Origin of the sequence: Bradyrhizobium sp. CER78, from assembly GCF_029846235.1 — a bacterium.
Taxonomy (GTDB): domain Bacteria; phylum Pseudomonadota; class Alphaproteobacteria; order Rhizobiales; family Xanthobacteraceae; genus Bradyrhizobium.
On record NZ_JARVWP010000009.1, the window covers coordinates 197,527 to 214,297 of the forward strand.

Sequence of the window (16,771 nt, forward strand, 5' to 3'; positions counted from 1 at the left end):
AGCCGTCAATCGACGGCAAAGTTCCGGAATGCCACCCTGTCTCGGCCGGGCCGCATCCGAACCACCTTTTATTGACCATCCGGTCGAACAATTCCATGGCTGAGTTGGAATGGCGCCCTGTCTTGCGGACACACCATGCAGACGCTGCCATCGGGACGTCAGTCGAGCTTGAACGGCTCCGATCCCGGATAGGAATGGGCGACGAACTCGCAGAAGGCGCGGGCCGCCGGCGAAAGCGCCGCGTTGCCCTTCCAGGCCAGCCCGACATCCATGGTGTGGACATCGTCATCGAGTGTCTTGAGGTCGATGCGATGTCCCTCGAGCGACCAGGGACGGTAGACCATGTCCGACAGGATGGTGATGCCCATCCCGGTCGCGACCATGCTGCGCACCGCTTCCACCGACAGGGTGCGGAAGATGACGTTGGGGACGTATGCCGTGTGCTGCCAGTAGCGCATCGCGGAGCGCTCCGCCTCATCAACGGTCAGCATCAGATACGGCTCGCTCGCCAGATCCGCCAGCTTGATGCTGTCCTTGCGCAGCAGCGGATGATTGACGCAGGTCCATAGCCGCCGCGGCGAGCGCAGCAGCAGGCGCGAGCGGATCGAGTGCCGGTCATGCAGGTTCGCGATCAGCATGATCGCCGCATCGACGCTGCCGCTGATCAGGCTCTGCTCGATCGCATCGCGTTGAAACTCGTGCAGCCGGACCGTGATGCCCGGAAAGGTTCGCCAGAACCGCGTCAGCAGCGGCGGCAGGAAATATCCGGCAACGGTGTAACTCACCGCCACGTCGACCGTGCCGTCGACCTGCGTTCCCCAGCGATGCGGCCCCCGTGTCGCATCCGACACGCTCGCCTCGATCGCGCGGGCCCGCTGCAGGAATTCGTGACCGTCGAAGGTCAGCGTCACGCCGTTGGAATGGCGGTCGAACAATTTGCGGCCGAGCTCGGCCTCCAGCGCCTTGATCGACGAGGTGACCGCCGACTGCGTCACGTTCAAAGCGGCCGCAGCCGCGGACACGCGTCCGCTCTCTGCGGTCGCGATGAAATGCCGGACCTGACGGAACGTCAGAGACATAAAAATTTCCGATATCAGCGAACGATATTTCGAATTTTACAATCCCGCGACGGAACGGAAAAATCAATCCGTCGGTTCTGGGTGAGAAGGCGTTGGGATGATGTCCGCTGGTTTGGAGTTGGTCGCGCGTGGGGTCAGCGTCCAATTCGAAGGCCTGAAAGCGCTGTCCGACGTTACACTGGCCGTGCCGCGCGGGCGTATCGTCGGACTGATTGGCCCCAATGGCGCCGGCAAAACCACCCTTATTAATGTGTTGACCGGCTTCCAGCCGGTCGGCACCGGCACCGTGGAGCTGGAAGGCGAAACGCTCAACGGCATTGCAGCGCACATGCTGCGACGCAAAGGCGTGGCGCGAACCTTCCAGTCAGGCCGACTTTTCCGCGACCTGCCCGTCATGGACAACCTGGAAGTGACCGGCGTCGGCCTCGGCCAAAGCCGGCCCGAAGCGATCAGCGAGGCCGAACGGGTGACGGCCTGGCTCGGCATTTCGCATCTTGCAAACACCATCGCCGGCGCCTTGCCCTATACGGACGAGCGCCGCGTTGCGATCGGCCGCGCCATCATGTGCACGCCGCGCTATCTGCTGCTCGACGAGCCGGCGGCCGGCATGTCGGAGCATGAGAGCCACGAGCTTGCCGCGATCATTCGCCGCATCGCAGGCGAGCTCAATGTCGGCGTGCTCCTGATCGAGCACAATATCGGCCTCGTGCTCGAACTCTGCGAACGGATCTTCGTGCTCGACTCCGGCGAAATCATCGAGGTCGGCACGCCGCCCCAGATCCGCGACAGCGATGCGGTGCGGCATGCCTATATGGGCACGCAGCGCGACGAACTGCTGCCACCGCTCGCAGCCGATGCGGCCGTCGCGTCATGACCGCGCTCGTCGTCGACGACATCACGGTCAGCTATGGGCGCCTCACGGCACTCCGCGGCGTGACGTTGACGGTCGACGAAGGTGAAATCCTGTTCGTCACCGGCCCGAACGGCGCCGGCAAGTCGACGTTGCTCAACGCCATCGCAGGTGTCGTGCCGCCCGCCTCCGGCTCCATCAGGATCGACGGCGCGGGGATCACGGGCGCCGCGCCCGAAGACATCGCCCGGCGCGGGTTTTCGCTGGTGCCGGAAGGACGCAACGTCTTCGGCGCGCTGACGATCGAGGAGAACCTGAAGGTTGGAACCGGCATGCGCGCCGACCGCAGGAAGATCGCCGACGACCTGAATCAGGTCTACGGCGAATTCCCGATGCTGGCCGAGCGCCGCCACACCCCGGCGGGCATGCTCTCCGGCGGCCAGCAGCAGATGCTGGTGATCGGCCGCGCGCTGATGGCCGCGCCCCGCATCATGGCCATCGACGAGCCGTCGCTCGGCCTCGCGCCCAAGATCATCGACCAGGTCTACGAGATCCTGATGCGGCTGCGGGCACAGCGCAAGCTCACGCTGCTGATCGTCGAACAGAGCTCGACGCGCGCCATGATGACGGGCGGGCGGATGGTCCTGATCCGCGGCGGGCGCATCGTGCTCGAGGGCCCGGCGGCCGACATGGTCAGGGACGATCGCCTGAAGCAGAGCTATTTCGGCTTCGGAGATCACTGAGATGCGAGAGCTGCTCCAGATCATCTTCGACGCGCTGAGCCTCGGCAGCCTCTATGCGCTCGGTGCGCTCGGCATCGCCCTGATCTTCGGCGTGATGCGGCTGGTCAACTTCGCGCATGGCGACTTCATCGCCTTCTGCGTGTTCGCCATGCTGTGGCCCTCGATCGATGCGGCGGCGGTGGTGTTTGCCGGCCAGCTGCCATTCTATCTCCTGATCCCGCTGCTGCTCCTGACCGGTGCCGCGCTGTCGATCCTGTCGGAGATCGTCGTCTTCCGGCGTTTCCGCAACGCCAATCCGGCGACCATGATGATCGCGTCCTTCGCGCTCGGCTTCGTCATCCGGCATCTGCTGCTGATGCTGTTCTCCAGCCGGCCGAAGTCGATCACGCTGTGGCCGAGCCTCGGCCTTCCGGTCGAATTCCTCGGCGCCCACATCCCGATGCTCCAGGTCGTGACCATCATCATCACGCTGGCCGTGCTGGTGATCCTCGTGCTGTTCCTGAAGCGCACGCGCTACGGGCTCGAGATGCGCGCGGCGGCCGATAATTTCACCATGGCGCGCATGCTCGGGGTCCGCGCCAACGGCGTGATCCTGCTGGCCTTCGCCATCAGCGGCATGCTGGCGGCGGCGATCGGGCTGATCCTGGCGACCAATTCCGGCACCGCCGACATCGGCATGGGCGCCAACGTGATGCTGATCGCGTTCATCGCGACCGTGATCGGCGGCCTCGGCAGCATTCCCGGCGCCGTTGCCGCCGGTTTCCTGATCGGCGCGGCCAGCGTCGTGTTCCAGGCGACCCTGCCGCACGACGCCCGCGTGTTCCGCGACGCGTTCGTCTACGGCGCCGTCATCGTCGTCCTTCTGGTGCGGCCGCAGGGCCTGTTCGCACCGAAATCCGCCAAGCAGAGGGTCTGACCGATGTCGCAGCGGCCGTCCGTCATCCGGCAAACGATCATCACGCCGATCGTGCTGATCGTGGCGCTGCTCATCATGGCCGCCCTCAGCTATCAGTTCGGCAGCCGGGCCTTCAACCGCACCGTGGTCGAGATGTTCATCAACATCATGGTGGTGGTCGGCCTCTACGTCTTCGTCGGCAATTCGGGGCTGCTGTCGTTCGGCCATATCAGCTTCTTGTGCCTCGGCGCCTACATGACCGCGTGGCTCACGATTCCGCCGGTCATGAAATCGATCACGCTCAAGGGGCTCCCGGCGTGGCTGCTCCATGCGCAACTGCCGATGTGGGTGGCGACGCCGATTTCGGGGATATTTGCCGCCTTGTTCGCGCTGATCGTCGGGCGCGTCATCATGCGCCTGTCGGGCATCGCCGCCTCGATCGCGACCTTCGGCCTGCTCGGCGTCATCAACAACGTCTATTCGAACTGGGATTCGGTGACGGGCGGACAAGGCTCGATCGTCGGCATTCCGCCCACCATGAACGTCTGGACCGGATGGATCGGCGGCGCCGTGGCGATTGCGATCGCCTATCTCTATTCGATCTCGCGCTCGGGGCTGGCGCTGCGCGCCACCCGCGACGAAGCGGTCGCAGCCAGCGCCTCCGGCATCGACATCGTCCGCGAGCGGCTGATCGCCTTCGTCGTCAGTGCCTTCATCATCGGGCTGGCAGGCGCGCTGTACGCGCACTTCCTGAGCATCGTCAATCCCGGCGCATTCTATCTGCGGACCACCTTCATTACGCTGTCGATGCTGGTGGTCGGCGGCATGTACAGCCTCAGCGGCGCGGTCTCGGGCGTGGTCGCGATCTCGGTGCTGATCGAGCTGTTCCGCGATCTCGAGAAGGGCATAAGCCTTGGCGGGCATACCGTCGGCCTGCCGAACGGTGTCCAGGAGATCGCGATCGGCATCATCACCATCGTGATCCTGATGTACCTGCCGACCGGATTGACCCGCAACCGGGAGTTCTCCTGGCGCCGATGGCCGCTGCAGCGGCGCCTGCCCCGGCCGGTCCAGACCGCGCTGAAGGAACTGCACTGACGCTCGTTTTGTAAAATTGGAGGAGTGGCATATGCGCTTGACGACATTACTCGGCATCCTGGCCGGAGCATCCACGCTCTGGTTCGCGCCAGCCCAGGCGGCCGACGAGATCGTGGTTGGTTTTGCGACCGCGGCATCCGGATTCATGCAGGCCTATGACAAGCCGGCGCAGGACGCGGCGCTGATCCGGATCGAGGAGATCAACAAGGCGGGCGGCCTGCTCGGCAAGAAGCTCAAGCCGGTGTTTGCCGACACCAAGACCGATCAGGCCGAAGGCGCCAAAGCCGGCCTTGCGGTGCTCGACCAGGGCGCCGACCTCGTGATCGTCTCCTGCGACTACGATTTCGGCGCGCCCGCGGCGCTGCAGGCGCAGGCCGCCGGCAAGGTTTCGTTCTTCCTCTGCGCCGAATCGATCAAGGCCGGAATTCCCGGCGTCGGCCCGTTCTCGTTCTCGGCCTCGGTGCTGGCACCGGTGCAGGGCGCGACCATGTCGGAATGGGCGTACGCCAAGAAGAACGCGCGCAGCTTCTATCGGCTGCTCGACAGCTGGACCGTCTACAACAAGGGCATCTGCGACGGCTTCGACTGGATGCTGCCGCGCCTGAAGGAAGCCAAGCTGGTCGGCAGCGACACCTTCAAGAACGACGACGCCTCGATCGCGTCGCAGATCACGCGGATCAAGAGCCTGCCGAAGGAACCCGACGCCATCATGCTCTGCACGATGATGCCGGGCGCCGTCTCCGCCATCAAGCAGATCCGCGCCGCCGGCATCAAGTCGATGATCCTCAACGGCTCGGGCGTCGACGGCAGCTACTGGATGAACGCCGTTCCGGATCTGTCGAACTTCTACGTTCCGGTTCAGGGCTCGGTCTACGGCGACGATCCGAACGCGAAGGTCAACGAGTTCAACAAGAAGTACAAGGAAGTCACCGGCGGTGACCCGTCCAGCCAATACGTCTATCCGGGCTACGTCCTGATCGACGTCTGGGCCAAGGCGGTCGAGCGCGCCAAATCGACCGACGCAGCGGCGGTCGTCGCCGAGCTCGAGAAGATGAACAACGAGCCCACGCTGTTCGGGCCGCGCACCTTCACCAAGGACATCCACCACCAGAACCAGGGCCGCTACCTGATCGTCGACACCGAGGCCGGCAAGCCGAAGGTGATCGACCAGTGGACGATCTCGGAAAAGATCCCGCTCGACTATCTGGTGTCCAAGTAACCCGGCAACGCGCCGCCCTGGGTGCGCCAGCCGTACCCAGGGCGGCCTCGCCGCCGGTCCTCTACGAAGCCTGTTGGAAGGAAATCAGGAGATGGTCGTGATCAACTGCGACATGGGCGAGGCCTACGGCCTCTACAAGATGGGCGACGACAGGGCGTTGATGCCGCATATCGACGTCGCAAACGTCGCCTGCGGCTTTCATGCCTCCGACTTCAATCACATGCGCAAGACGGTGCAGCTCGCCAGGGAGTTCGGCGTCAAGGTCGGCGCGCACCCCTCGCTGCCGGATCTGCAGGGATTTGGCCGCAGGGAGATGAAGATCAGCCGCGAGGAGCTGACCAACTGCCTGCTCTACCAGATCGGCGCCCTCAAGGCGTTCCTGGATGCCGAAGGCATGTCGCTCAACCACATCAAGCCGCACGGTGCGCTCTACGGCATGGCGTCGCGCAACGAGGACATCGCCGAAGCCGTGGCCGACGCCGCTGACGTCTACAAGGTGCCGCTGCTCGGCATGAAGGGAACGCTGCACCAGCAGGTCTATGAGCGCCGCGGCCATGCCTTCGTCGCCGAATATTATGCCGACCTCGACTACAACGCCGACGGCAGCCTGATCATCACGCGCGAGCACGAAGCGAAGGACCCGGCCGACGCCGCGACCCGATGCGCGAGAGCCGTGAACGAGGGCAAGACGCGCACGGTGGCGGGAAACGACATCGTGGTCGGCGCCGATTCGATCTGCATTCACTCCGACACGCCGAACGCCGTCGCCATCGCGGAAGCCGTGCGCGAGGCGGTTCGTCCCTATCTCACCCCGCGCTGAGCCGGCGCGGCAAAAACCAACGATCCAAGAGGAAACCATGGCAACGCAGCAGATCTTCTCGCCGCTCCCGGGCATCTTTTACCGCAAGCCCGCGCCCGACAAGCCGGTCTACAAGAACGACGGCGACGTCGTCGCAGAGAGCGACACGATCGGGCTCATCGAGGTGATGAAATCGTTCAACGAGGTGAAGGCCGGCGCCGCCGGCAAGATCGTTCGCTTCCTGGCCGAGAACGAGGATGCCGTGATGGCCGGGCAGCCGATCGCCGAAATCGACGTTTGAGCCCCCAACCAGCCATGGCAATCAAGAAGCTCCTCATAGCCAATCGCGGCGAGATCGCGGTGCGCATCATCCGCGCCGCACGCGATCTCGGCATTGCAACCGTCCAGGTCTACAGCAAGGCCGACAAGGACTCGCTCGCGGTCCGGCTCGCCGACGAAGCGATCGATATCGGTCCGCCGCAGGCGTCGAAATCCTATCTCAACCAGGCGGTCATCCTCGCCGCGGCGCAGGCCACTGGCGCCGACGCCATCCATCCCGGCTACGGCTTCCTCGCCGAGAACGCCGAGTTCGCGGCCGCCGTCGAAGCGGCCGGATTGATCTTCGTCGGCCCGACCGCGCAATCGATCCGGCTGATGGGCGACAAGGTCGCGGCGCGCGAGGCGGCCGCCTCGGCCGGCGTGCCGACCGTCCCCGGCAGCGAGGGGCGGCTGGAGTCGGCGGAAGCGGCCTTTGCGCTGGTCGAGAAAACCGGTTTCCCTGTCATGATCAAGGCCGCCGCCGGCGGTGGCGGACGCGGCATTCGTATCGCGCGGTCCGCCGAGGAATTTCATCATCTGATGCCGCAGGCCCAGGCCGAAGCGCTTGCGGCGTTCGGCGATGGCGGGCTCTACGTCGAGAAGCTGATCGAAGGCGCGCGGCACATTGAGGTCCAGGTGCTCGGCGATGGACGTGACGTGATCCATTGCTTCGAGCGTGAATGCTCGTTGCAGCGGCGCCGCCAGAAAGTGTGGGAAGAAGCGCCCTCGCCCTCGCTGACCCAGGCCGTGCGTGAAAAACTCTGCAGCTCCGCGGTGGCGCTGGCCAAGGCGGTCAACTACCGCGGCGCCGGCACGCTCGAATATCTCTACGACGACAGGACAGGCGAATTCTACTTCCTGGAGATGAACACCCGGATCCAGGTCGAGCATCCCGTCACCGAAATGGTCACCGGCATCGACCTCGTGCGCGAGATGATCCGGATCGCCGGCGGCGAGCCGTTGCGCATTCGTCAAGACGAGGTGCGCGTCGGCGGCCATTCGATCGAGGTCCGCATCAACGCCGAAGATCCCGCCAGGAATTTCCTGCCCAATCCCGGCACGGTGAACGCACTCAGCGTGCCCGGCGGCGACGGCGTGCGCTTCGACAGCATGCTCTATCAGGGCTACACCGTGCCGCCGTTCTACGACAGCCTGCTCGGCAAGCTGATCGTGCACGACAAGGATCGGCAGAGCGCCATAAGACGGCTCGAACGCGCGCTGGCCGAGCTCAGCGTCGAGGGCATTTTCACGACAAAGCCCCTGCACCAGGCGCTGGCGCGCGACGCCGACGTCAAGGCCGGTCGCTTCCACACGGCATGGCTCGAACCGTGGCTGGAGTCCCATGCCGCAGCCCTTGCCACCGCTCAACCGCCATCGGCCGTGAAGGTCGCGCCATGATGACGAAACATTCCGCTCCGTCAGCAACAGGAGGCCGCTAGTCATGCAAACCCGATTTTCCTTCGGCGGCGACGAGCACATCTTCGCCGAGGTCGGCGAGGCGATGTCGCTCGAGGCCTTTTTCAAGAGCCTCTTCATCACCAACGCGGTGCGCGACGCGAAGATCAAGGGCGTCACGGAAATCTGCCCTGCAAATGCGTCCTATCAGGTCAAGTTCGATCCCGACCAGATCAAGCCGGACGATCTCCTCACCGAGCTGAAGCGGCTAGATTCCGCATCGGAGAAATCGGAACCGGTGATCAAGACGCGGATCATCGAGATTCCCGTGCTCTACAACGATCCCTGGACGCATGAGACGCTGATGCGCTTCCGCGAGCGTCATCAGGATCCCAACGGAACCGACCTCGAATATGCCGCACGCATCAACGGCCTCGACAGCGTCGACGCCTTCATCAAGGCGCATTCCAGCGCGCCCTGGTTCGTCTCGATGGTCGGCTTCGTCGCCGGCCTGCCCTTCCTCTACCAGATGGTCGAGCGCAAGCGGCAGCTTCAGGCGCCGAAATATCTGCGCCCACGCACCGACACGCCGAAGCTCACCGTCGGACATGGCGGCTGTTTCAGCTGCATCTACTCGGTGCGCGGCGCCGGTGGCTATCAGATGTTCGGCATCACGCCGATGCCGATCTACGATCCTAACCAGAACATCAGCTATCTGCGCGACTTCATGTGCCTGTTCAGACCGGGCGACATCGTGAAGTGGAAGCCGATCGACCGCGCGGCCTATGATGCAGCGGTCGCCGATGTCGATGCCGGCCGGTTTGCGCCCGTGATCCGCGACGTCTCGTTCTCGCTGACCGAATTCAACCGCGACGTTGATGCCTACAACAGCAAGCTCGATGGAGTTCTCCATGGCCGTTAAGGTTTTGAAGCCGGGTCTTGCGACCACCGTCCAGGACCTCGGACGTCCGGGCTATTATCACATCGGCATCCCGCTCTCCGGCGGCATGGACCGTCACGCGCTCGCGGCCGCCAATCTGCTGGTCGGCAACGAGGCGGGCGCAGCCGTGCTCGAAGCCGTGTTCATGGGACCCGAGCTCGAATTCACCGAGGACGCCATCGTCGCGGTCACCGGCGCGGAGCTGCCGCCGAAGCTCGACGGCGAGCCACGCGAGACCTGGACCAGCTTCAGGGCGAAGCGCGGCCAGATCCTCTCCTTCGATTTCCTCAAGCAGGGCGCACGCGGCTACATCGCGGTTTCCGGCGGCATCGACGTGCCCGTCGTACTCGGCTCGCGCTCGACCTACGCGCTCGGTGCGCTCGGCGGTTTCAAGGGCCGCAAGCTCGAGGCCGGCGACGAGCTGCCCATCGGCCGTGCCGTCGCGACAGGCAAGGAAGGACGCAGTGTTGCCAGGGAACTGCGCGGGCAACCGGCGGGAATGCCGACGGAGCTGCGCGCCATGCCCGGACTCTACTGGCACCGCATCACCGAGGCGGCCGGCAACGGCTTCTTCTCCGACACCTGGAAGGTTGCACCGGAGGCGGACCGGATCGGCTACCGCTTCAAAGGCGGCAAACCGCTCGAATTCGTTCCACGCGAACCGCCGTTCGGCGCCGGCTCCGACCCGTCCAACATCACCGATGCCTGCTATCCCTACGGCTCGATCCAGGTTCCCGGCGGCACCGAACCGATCGTGCTGCATCGTGATGCAGTCTCCGGCGGCGGCTACTTCATGGTCGGGACCGTCATCGCCGCGGACATGGACTTGATCGGCCAGCTGCAGCCCAACACACCGGTGAAGTTCGTCAAGGTCGACATGAATCAGGCGCTTGTGGCCCGCAAGAGCCGGTCGGAACTGCTCGGCAGGCTGCACAGCGCCCTGGCGTGATCGCCGCCGAGCCGCCCTATCCATCAGCGAGACCCCGGCCGGTGCCATTGGTCGGGGGATCGTGCCTGAGGTCGACATCACCGCGAGAGCTGCGGCTGTCGGCACGAGAGTTGCAACGCATGCGGCCGGGCTGAGAAACACCGCTCATGAGTTAGGCAACATCGGAACAACCGCGATGTCCGTTTCTCTGAAACAGATCCGTTACTTCGTCGCCGCCGCCGAGACCGGGCGCATCAGCCAGGCGGCGATCGACCTCAACGTCTCGCAATCCGCGGTCACCGCAGCGATTCAGCAGCTCGAAGCGACCGTCTGCGCCCGCCTGCTGGAACGCGCGCCGAACGGCGTCACCGTCACGATGGAGGGCAGCCGCTTCCTGTCCCAGGGCCGCCAAATCCTCGCCGCCGTCGCCGAGGCGGTGCGGAATACGCAGATGTCGGCGGGACCGCTGTTCGGGACGATCCGCATCGGCGTCACCTATACCGTGTCGGGCTATTTCCTGCCGCGTCACCAGAAGCGCTTCCAGGCAAGCTTTCCCGGCATCACGGTCGAGCTGTTCGAGGCGCCGCGCGACGTGCTGGAACGTGCGCTCGTCGATGGTGCGCTCGATCTGGCGGTCATGCTGGTGTCGAACCTGCGCGACAACGCCATGCTGACGAGCGAGACGCTGCTGCGATCGCCGCGCCGCCTGTGGCTTGCGCCCGAGCATCCGCTGACCCGCACCGAGCGGGTCCATCTCGCCGACATCGCGACGTATCCCTACGTCATGCTCACCGTCGACGAGGCCAAGCACACCTCGATGCGCTACTGGAGCAACGCCTCGCTCGAACCGAAGACGATCTTCCGCACCTCCTCGGTCGAAGCCGTGCGCTCGATGGTCGCAGGCGGCATGGGGATCGCCATTCTGTCCGACCTGATCTACCGGCCCTGGTCGCTGGAGGGACAACGGATCGAGACCCGCGTCATCGAAGACGAGGTGCCCAGCATGGATATCGGCCTGGCCTGGCGGCGCGACACCAGGCCATCGGAAGCCGCGATGGCGTTCCGCGATTTCATGCGCTTCGCGGTTGCCGGCGTCGGGCCGGGGCGGCCGCCCGTCAGCATGGATCAGCGGCATCAGGCCGAGGAGGCGATCGAAATCTAGAATATCTGTTTCCGTTTTATTCGACTTGACGCCGTCCGGCAGTCCTCGCCAAACTTTGCCCGGGGACACGACGAGCGGAGGCACAGCCGGCGGCGGGGAGTGAGACATGCAAGTCACCTACACGACCAACGACATCCCGTTGCAGAGCCGCCGCCAGTACTGGCAGGAGGTCGTCTCGAAGACCTATTACTCGCTCGACCTGCGCTTCCCGAGCACGCGCGAGTTCGATGCGCGCCTCGGCGCCTGGTCGATGGGTCGGCTCTCGGTCTCGCGAAACATCGCCAATGGCCTGCTCTACAAGCGCCACGAGCGGCATCTCCTGAGCGAGCGGGAGGAATCCTTCCTGATCACGGTGCCCGAACTCGCCGAAATCCGCTTCGAGCAGGACGGCAAGGTGGTGCGCTGCCGTCCCGGCGCATTCCTGATCGAACGCAGCCATCTGCCCTACGAATTCAGCCATCAGGATCCGACGGCGCTGTGGTGCCTGAAGATCCCGAGCGCGGTGCTGCGCGGCCGCATTTCGCGGCCCGAGCGCCTTGCCACGCTGCAATTCGATGCCAGCCGCAGCGTCGGCGCGCTATTCGTCGACACGCTGCGGCTCTCGGGTGAGCGCATCGAGGAAATGGACGAGACGGCGCGCACGCTGATGGGCAAGCACCTGATCGAGCTGCTCGCAATGGCTATCGAATCCGACGACCGGGTGCTGACCGGCCACTCGTCCTCGGTGCGCAATGGCCATCTGCTGCGCTGCGAGCAGTTCATCCGTGCCCGCCTCGACGACATGCGGCTGACGCCGCAAATGATCGCCGACGGCTGCGGCATTTCGCTACGCTATCTGCATCAGATCTTCGAGGGCGAGGGTCTGACCGTCTGCGCCTATATCCGCAACCAGCGGCTGGCGATGTGCGACGCCCTGCTGCGCGATGCGAGCTGCCGCAAGAGCATCTCGGAAATCGCCTATCAATGGGGCTTTGCCGACCAGGCCCAGTTCAGCCGCAATTATCGCGGCCGGTTCGGCTGCACCCCGAGCGAAGCGCGCGCCACCTCCCGCGCCGCCAATGCCTGACGGCACCGCGACCGCATCGGCCCGATCGTTTCCTGGGCAGCCGTCTTTGGCAGCCCGCCGCCGTCCGCGGCACGCACCCCCACCATACGGTTCGCTCTCTCGCACAAATCTTCCTGCGCTCAGCGTCAAGAAGGCCGGCCGCCGCTCTGCCTAAGATCGGCGAAACGCTTGATCGAAAGGAAGACGCATGGTGCAGGACCTTCGTGTGGCTGTCGATGTCGGGGGTACGTTCACCGACATCTGCATCATGGACGAGACGACCGGTCTCATCCGCATCGAGAAGACCTCCTCCACGCGCGATCCGATCGAAGGGATCATGGGCGGCGTGTCGAAGGCCGGGATCGATCTGTCCAGGGTGGCGCTGTTCTCGCACGGCACGACGGTCGCCACCAACGCGCTGATCACGCGCCGCCTGCCGCGCACCGCCGTGGTGACGACCAAGGGGTTCCGCGACGTCATCGAGATCCGGCGCGCCAACAAGGAAGACCTCTGGGACACCTACAAGGACGTCGTGCGGCCCTATGTGCCGCGGCGCGATCGCCTGACCGTGCCCGAGCGCGTCGATGCCGGCGGCAAGGTGATCGAACCGCTCGACGTCGAAGCCGCGCGCGAGGTGGCCCGCATCCTCAAGCGCCGCGGCGTCGCCGCGGTCGCGGTCTGTTTCATGAACGCCTATCTCAACGGCGCCAATGAGCGCGCCATGCGCGACATCCTGCTGGCGGAGATGCCCGACATTCCCGTGTCGATCTCCTCGCAGGTGCTCCCCGAAATCTTCGAGCATGAGCGGTTCTCGACGACGGTTGCCAACGCCGTCGTGAGCCCGGTCGTCGTCAACTACACGAGCCGGCTCGGCGAGCGCCTCGCCCATGAGGGCTACACGCGCGATCTCTTGTTGCTGCACACCGGCGGCGGCGTGATGACGCCGGCGAGCGTCAAGGACTTTGCCGCCCGCCTCGCCGGCTCCGGCATCGCTGCCGGCGCCATCGCCAGCCGTTACATCGCCGGCCTCTGCGGCTTCCCCAATTCGATCGGCCTCGACATGGGCGGCACGTCCACCGACGTGTCGCTCGCCTATGAGGGCCACTCGCGCGTCACCAAGGACTGGCACATCGAATTCGGCTATCCGATCCGCTTCGCCTCGATCGAGGTGCTCACGATCGGCGCCGGCGGCGGCTCGCTGGCCTGGACCGACCCGGCCGGCTCCTTGCGCAACGGCCCGCAATCGGCCGGCGCCCACCCGGGACCTGCCTGCTACGGCAACGGCAACACCCAGCCGACCAACACCGACGCCAACGTGACGCTGGGCCGGCTCGGCACCGACCTTGCCGGCGGCAAGGTGAAGCTCGATCCCGAGCTGGCGCGGCAGGCCGTTGAGAGCGGCGTCGCCAAGCCGTTCGGCCTCGGCCTGCACGAGGCCGCGGACGCGATCGTCAAGGTCGCCAACGCCAACATGTCGGATGCGGTGCGGCTGATCTCGATCAGCCGCGGCTACGATCCGCGTGACTTCGCGCTGGTGGCGTTCGGCGGCGCCGGCGCCCTGCATGGCGTCGACGTCGCGCGCGAGCTGTCGATTCCGGTCGTGATCGTGCCGCCGAATCCCGGCGTGACCTCCGCGCTCGGATGCCTGCTCGTCGACATGCAGCACGACTTCTCGCAGAGCTGCATGGTCGACGCGGCCGACGCCGACGCCGCCGAGATCGAGGCGCAGTTCGCCGAGCTCGAGAAGACCGCGCTCGCGCGGCTCACCCATGAGGGTGTCGCGCAGAACGACATCGTACTGCAGCGCTCGATCGACATGATGTATCGCGGCCAGTGGCGTTCGCTCGCGGTGAACGCGCCGCAGCCGATCGGCGCGATCGCCGACCTGGTGCAGAGCTTCCACGCCGAGCACCAGCGCGAATACAATTTCCGCCGCGACAGCGCACCGGTCAGCTTCTTCCGCCTCAACTTGAAGGCGGTCGGTGTGGTTCCGAAGGCCGAATTCGCCGTTCACGCGCCGACCGGCGTTAGCCCCGCACCGGTTGGCCACCGCAGGGTCTGGTTCGAAGGCAGCGGGCTCGATACGCCCGTCTATCAGCGCGACGACCTGCCCTGCGGTTTCTCCTTCCAAGGCCCCGCGATCATCGAGCAGCTCGATGCCACGACCGTCGTGCCGCCCGGCGCCGGCGCGGAGGTCGACAAATATCTCAACATCATCATCCGCGTGAAGGAGTGAACCATGGCCACGGCCCTCCCGCTCGATCCCGTGACCTTCGAGGTCCTGAAGAACTCCTTCATCACCAGCGTCGACCAGATGGGCGAGCAGGTGCTGCGAACCTGCTACTCCTTCGTGATCTACAACCGCGATTTCTCGAGCGCGCTGCATGACGCCAACGGCGAATGCGCGGCGCAAGGCAACCAGGATATCGCGGTCCACGTCGGCACGCTGCATTTCACCTGCAAGGACGTGATGCGGCATTTCGAAGGCGACATGCATGAGGGCGACGTCTTCGCGATCAACGATCCCTACGCCGGCGGCACGCACTTCTCCGACGTGCGGCTGATCCGTCCGATCTTCGCCGACGGCAAGATCATCGCCTTCAGCCAGTCCAACGGACACTGGTCGGACGTCGGCGGCAGCGTGCCGGGATCGTTCGACGTCGCCGCCCGCGAGATGTTCCGCGAGGGCCTGCGCATCACGCCGGTCCGCCTGTTCGACAAGAACGGCCTGCGCAAGGACGTCGCCCATCTGATCGCCTCCAACACCCGCGACCCGGCCTCGATCATCGGCGATATCCAGGCGCAGGCCGAAGCCACCGCCGTCTGCGAACGCGAGATCCTGCGCCTGGTCGGCAAATACGGCCGCAACACCGTCGAGACCGGGCTTGCCGCGGTCCAGGACTATGTCGAGCGCTCGGCGCGCCAACGCATCGCAGCACTGCCCGACGGCGAATGGGAAACCGTCGACTTCATCGACCGCGATCCGGCCGGCGGCGAGGGCATGATCCCGATCCGCATCAAGATGACGATCAAGGGCGACCGCGCGATCTACGACTTCACCGGCAGCCATCCGACCATCGGCTCGATCTACAACTCGGCGTTCGGCGCCACCTTCTCGGCCGTTGCGGCCGGCATGAAGACCTTCTTCCCCGATCTGCCGCTCAATTCCGGCTTCTATCGCTGCTTCGAGATCATCGCTCCCGAAGGCTCGATCGTCGACGCCAAATGGCCGATCGCGGTGACCGGCTTCCTGATGCCGTTCGAGAAGATCATGAACTCGATCTACGAGATGTGGTCGAAGCTGATGCCGGAGCGCGCGCTCGCCTGCGCCTTCAACCTCGAATATCTGCTCACCGGCGGGCTCGACGCCCGCAGCGCCGACAAGCCGATCTTCATGTTCTACGACTGGCTGCCCGGCGGCTGGGGCGGACGCAACGGCAAGGACGGCAGCAATGTCACCACCGCCTGCTTCGGCACCGGGCTGATGTCGCAGCCGGTCGAAGGCCAGGAGCGCGCCAACCCGATCCTGACCACCGAATGCGAGATCCTCACGGACTCGCCGGGTCCCGGCAAATGGCGCGGCGGCGCGGGCGTGGTGAAGACGTCGCGGATGCTGCAGGCCGAGAAGACCGTGATCTCCTATATCTGCGACCGCGAGCGCGCCATCGTGTGGGGCATTGAGGGCGGCCTGCCGTCGATGCCGCACGGCCTGACCCTGAAGCGCGCCGGCAGCACGGCCGAGGAGCGGCTCGGCTCGATCTTCTCGGACGTTCCGATCGGCGAAGGCGACGTGTTTTCGCGTCCGACCGCCGGCGGTGGCGGCTTCGGCGATCCTTTGGAGCGCGACCCGAACCTCGTGATCGAGGACATCAAGGACGACTATGTCTCGATCGAACGCGCCGCCAAGGACTATGGCGTCGTGGTGCACACGATCGATGCCGAACTCTGCAACTACGAGGTCGACAAGGTCGCGACCGCCGCGCTGCGTGCGAAGATCCGCTCCGAGCGCGTCGCCAACGTCCGGCTCGATCCGGAGACGGTGGCGCAACGCTACCGCAGCGGGGAGCTCAACGCATTCGACGTGATCCGCAAGCACGCCGTGATCCTCGACTGGGGCACCGGCGCGCTGCTTCCTGAATCCACCTGCCAGTTCCGCGAAGCGTTCGAGCGGCGCTCGGTCGCAATGTGGAAGGCAGTCTGATCGTCATCGGCAGCCGCGCCGCAGGCGGGCTCCATGCACCAGAAGAGGACTAGAAGCCGCCGCACGTGCTCGAACTCCTGGTCGATCGCACGCAGGATC

15 protein-coding genes are annotated in these 16,771 nt (G+C 65.3%); 14 read left to right on the forward strand and 1 reads right to left on the reverse strand.

Annotated elements, in window-relative coordinates; all coding sequences use genetic code 11:
• Positions 1-158: 158 nt before the first annotated feature.
• Entirely contained in the window at positions 159-1,079 is a 921-nt protein-coding gene (locus QDT69_RS21190) for a LysR substrate-binding domain-containing protein (protein WP_279708405.1), read from the reverse strand.
• Between the two features lie 100 nt (positions 1,080-1,179).
• Between QDT69_RS21190 and QDT69_RS21195 the strand changes: the two genes are divergently transcribed.
• The 14 genes from QDT69_RS21195 to QDT69_RS21260 all read left to right on the forward strand — a co-directional run bounded on the left by QDT69_RS21195 (position 1,180) and on the right by QDT69_RS21260 (position 16,672).
• A complete protein-coding gene (locus tag QDT69_RS21195; RefSeq protein WP_279708406.1) occupies positions 1,180-1,953 on the forward strand; it encodes an ABC transporter ATP-binding protein in 774 nt (257 codons plus the stop codon).
• A complete protein-coding gene (locus QDT69_RS21200) occupies positions 1,950-2,672 on the forward strand; it encodes an ABC transporter ATP-binding protein (protein WP_279708407.1) in 723 nt (240 codons plus the stop codon). Before QDT69_RS21195 ends, QDT69_RS21200 begins: the two co-directional genes overlap by 4 nt.
• A 1-nt stretch (position 2,673) precedes the next feature.
• Positions 2,674-3,588 (forward strand): branched-chain amino acid ABC transporter permease, encoded by a 915-nt coding sequence (locus QDT69_RS21205; RefSeq protein WP_095733037.1) that lies wholly within the window; start codon positions 2,674-2,676, stop codon positions 3,586-3,588.
• Positions 3,589-3,591: 3 nt separating this feature from the next.
• Positions 3,592-4,665, forward strand: a complete 1,074-nt coding sequence (locus QDT69_RS21210; RefSeq protein ID WP_279708408.1) for a branched-chain amino acid ABC transporter permease — start codon at positions 3,592-3,594, stop codon at positions 4,663-4,665.
• Between the two features lie 31 nt (positions 4,666-4,696).
• Positions 4,697-5,884, forward strand: coding sequence for an ABC transporter substrate-binding protein (locus QDT69_RS21215; RefSeq protein ID WP_279708409.1), 1,188 nt, complete (start codon positions 4,697-4,699; stop codon positions 5,882-5,884).
• A gap of 91 nt (positions 5,885-5,975) precedes the next feature.
• Entirely contained in the window at positions 5,976-6,704 is a 729-nt protein-coding gene (locus QDT69_RS21220; RefSeq protein WP_279708410.1) for a LamB/YcsF family protein, read from the forward strand.
• 37 nt (positions 6,705-6,741) lie between these two features.
• Positions 6,742-6,984 carry an acetyl-CoA carboxylase gene (locus QDT69_RS21225; RefSeq protein WP_021082329.1) on the forward strand — a complete coding sequence of 81 codons (243 nt, stop codon included), beginning with the start codon at positions 6,742-6,744 and terminating at the stop codon, positions 6,982-6,984.
• A 14-nt stretch (positions 6,985-6,998) separates the two neighbouring features.
• Entirely contained in the window at positions 6,999-8,399 is a 1,401-nt protein-coding gene (locus tag QDT69_RS21230) for an acetyl-CoA carboxylase biotin carboxylase subunit (protein ID WP_279708413.1), read from the forward strand.
• Positions 8,400-8,442: 43 nt separating this feature from the next.
• Complete coding sequence (locus QDT69_RS21235; protein WP_279708414.1) at positions 8,443-9,318, forward strand: allophanate hydrolase subunit 1; 876 nt, start codon at positions 8,443-8,445, stop codon at positions 9,316-9,318.
• The gene (locus QDT69_RS21240; protein ID WP_279708415.1) at positions 9,308-10,285 is read left to right on the forward strand and encodes a biotin-dependent carboxyltransferase family protein; all 978 of its coding nucleotides are present in this window, start codon (positions 9,308-9,310) and stop codon (positions 10,283-10,285) included. Before QDT69_RS21235 ends, QDT69_RS21240 begins: the two co-directional genes overlap by 11 nt.
• Positions 10,286-10,460: 175 nt before the next feature.
• On the forward strand, positions 10,461-11,426 hold the full coding sequence (locus tag QDT69_RS21245) for a LysR family transcriptional regulator (RefSeq protein WP_279708416.1): 966 nt from the start codon (positions 10,461-10,463) through the stop codon (positions 11,424-11,426).
• Between the two features lie 106 nt (positions 11,427-11,532).
• A complete protein-coding gene (locus tag QDT69_RS21250) occupies positions 11,533-12,492 on the forward strand; it encodes a helix-turn-helix domain-containing protein (RefSeq protein WP_279708417.1) in 960 nt (319 codons plus the stop codon).
• 190 nt (positions 12,493-12,682) lie between these two features.
• Entirely contained in the window at positions 12,683-14,707 is a 2,025-nt protein-coding gene (locus tag QDT69_RS21255; protein WP_347952053.1) for a hydantoinase/oxoprolinase family protein, read from the forward strand.
• Between the two features lie 3 nt (positions 14,708-14,710).
• Complete coding sequence (locus QDT69_RS21260; RefSeq protein WP_279708419.1) at positions 14,711-16,672, forward strand: hydantoinase B/oxoprolinase family protein; 1,962 nt, start codon at positions 14,711-14,713, stop codon at positions 16,670-16,672.
• Positions 16,673-16,771: the final 99 nt, after the last annotated feature.

Bases quoted from the DNA above. Each gene is read 5' to 3' on its own strand.
- QDT69_RS21200 (WP_279708407.1), top strand. From the start codon at position 1,950: ATGACCGCGCTCGTCGTCGACGACATCACGGTCAGCTATGGGCGCCTC.
- QDT69_RS21245 (WP_279708416.1), top strand. From the start codon at position 10,461: ATGTCCGTTTCTCTGAAACAGATCCGTTACTTCGTCGCCGCCGCCGAG.
- QDT69_RS21230 (WP_279708413.1), top strand. From the start codon at position 6,999: ATGGCAATCAAGAAGCTCCTCATAGCCAATCGCGGCGAGATCGCGGTG.
- QDT69_RS21260 (WP_279708419.1), top strand. From the start codon at position 14,711: ATGGCCACGGCCCTCCCGCTCGATCCCGTGACCTTCGAGGTCCTGAAG.
- QDT69_RS21235 (WP_279708414.1), top strand. From the start codon at position 8,443: ATGCAAACCCGATTTTCCTTCGGCGGCGACGAGCACATCTTCGCCGAG.
- QDT69_RS21190 (WP_279708405.1), bottom strand. From the start codon at position 1,079: ATGTCTCTGACGTTCCGTCAGGTCCGGCATTTCATCGCGACCGCAGAG.
- QDT69_RS21210 (WP_279708408.1), top strand. From the start codon at position 3,592: ATGTCGCAGCGGCCGTCCGTCATCCGGCAAACGATCATCACGCCGATC.
- QDT69_RS21240 (WP_279708415.1), top strand. From the start codon at position 9,308: ATGGCCGTTAAGGTTTTGAAGCCGGGTCTTGCGACCACCGTCCAGGAC.
- QDT69_RS21225 (WP_021082329.1), top strand. From the start codon at position 6,742: ATGGCAACGCAGCAGATCTTCTCGCCGCTCCCGGGCATCTTTTACCGC.
- QDT69_RS21195 (WP_279708406.1), top strand. From the start codon at position 1,180: ATGTCCGCTGGTTTGGAGTTGGTCGCGCGTGGGGTCAGCGTCCAATTC.
- QDT69_RS21205 (WP_095733037.1), top strand. From the start codon at position 2,674: ATGCGAGAGCTGCTCCAGATCATCTTCGACGCGCTGAGCCTCGGCAGC.
- QDT69_RS21215 (WP_279708409.1), top strand. From the start codon at position 4,697: ATGCGCTTGACGACATTACTCGGCATCCTGGCCGGAGCATCCACGCTC.
- QDT69_RS21250 (WP_279708417.1), top strand. From the start codon at position 11,533: ATGCAAGTCACCTACACGACCAACGACATCCCGTTGCAGAGCCGCCGC.
- QDT69_RS21220 (WP_279708410.1), top strand. From the start codon at position 5,976: ATGGTCGTGATCAACTGCGACATGGGCGAGGCCTACGGCCTCTACAAG.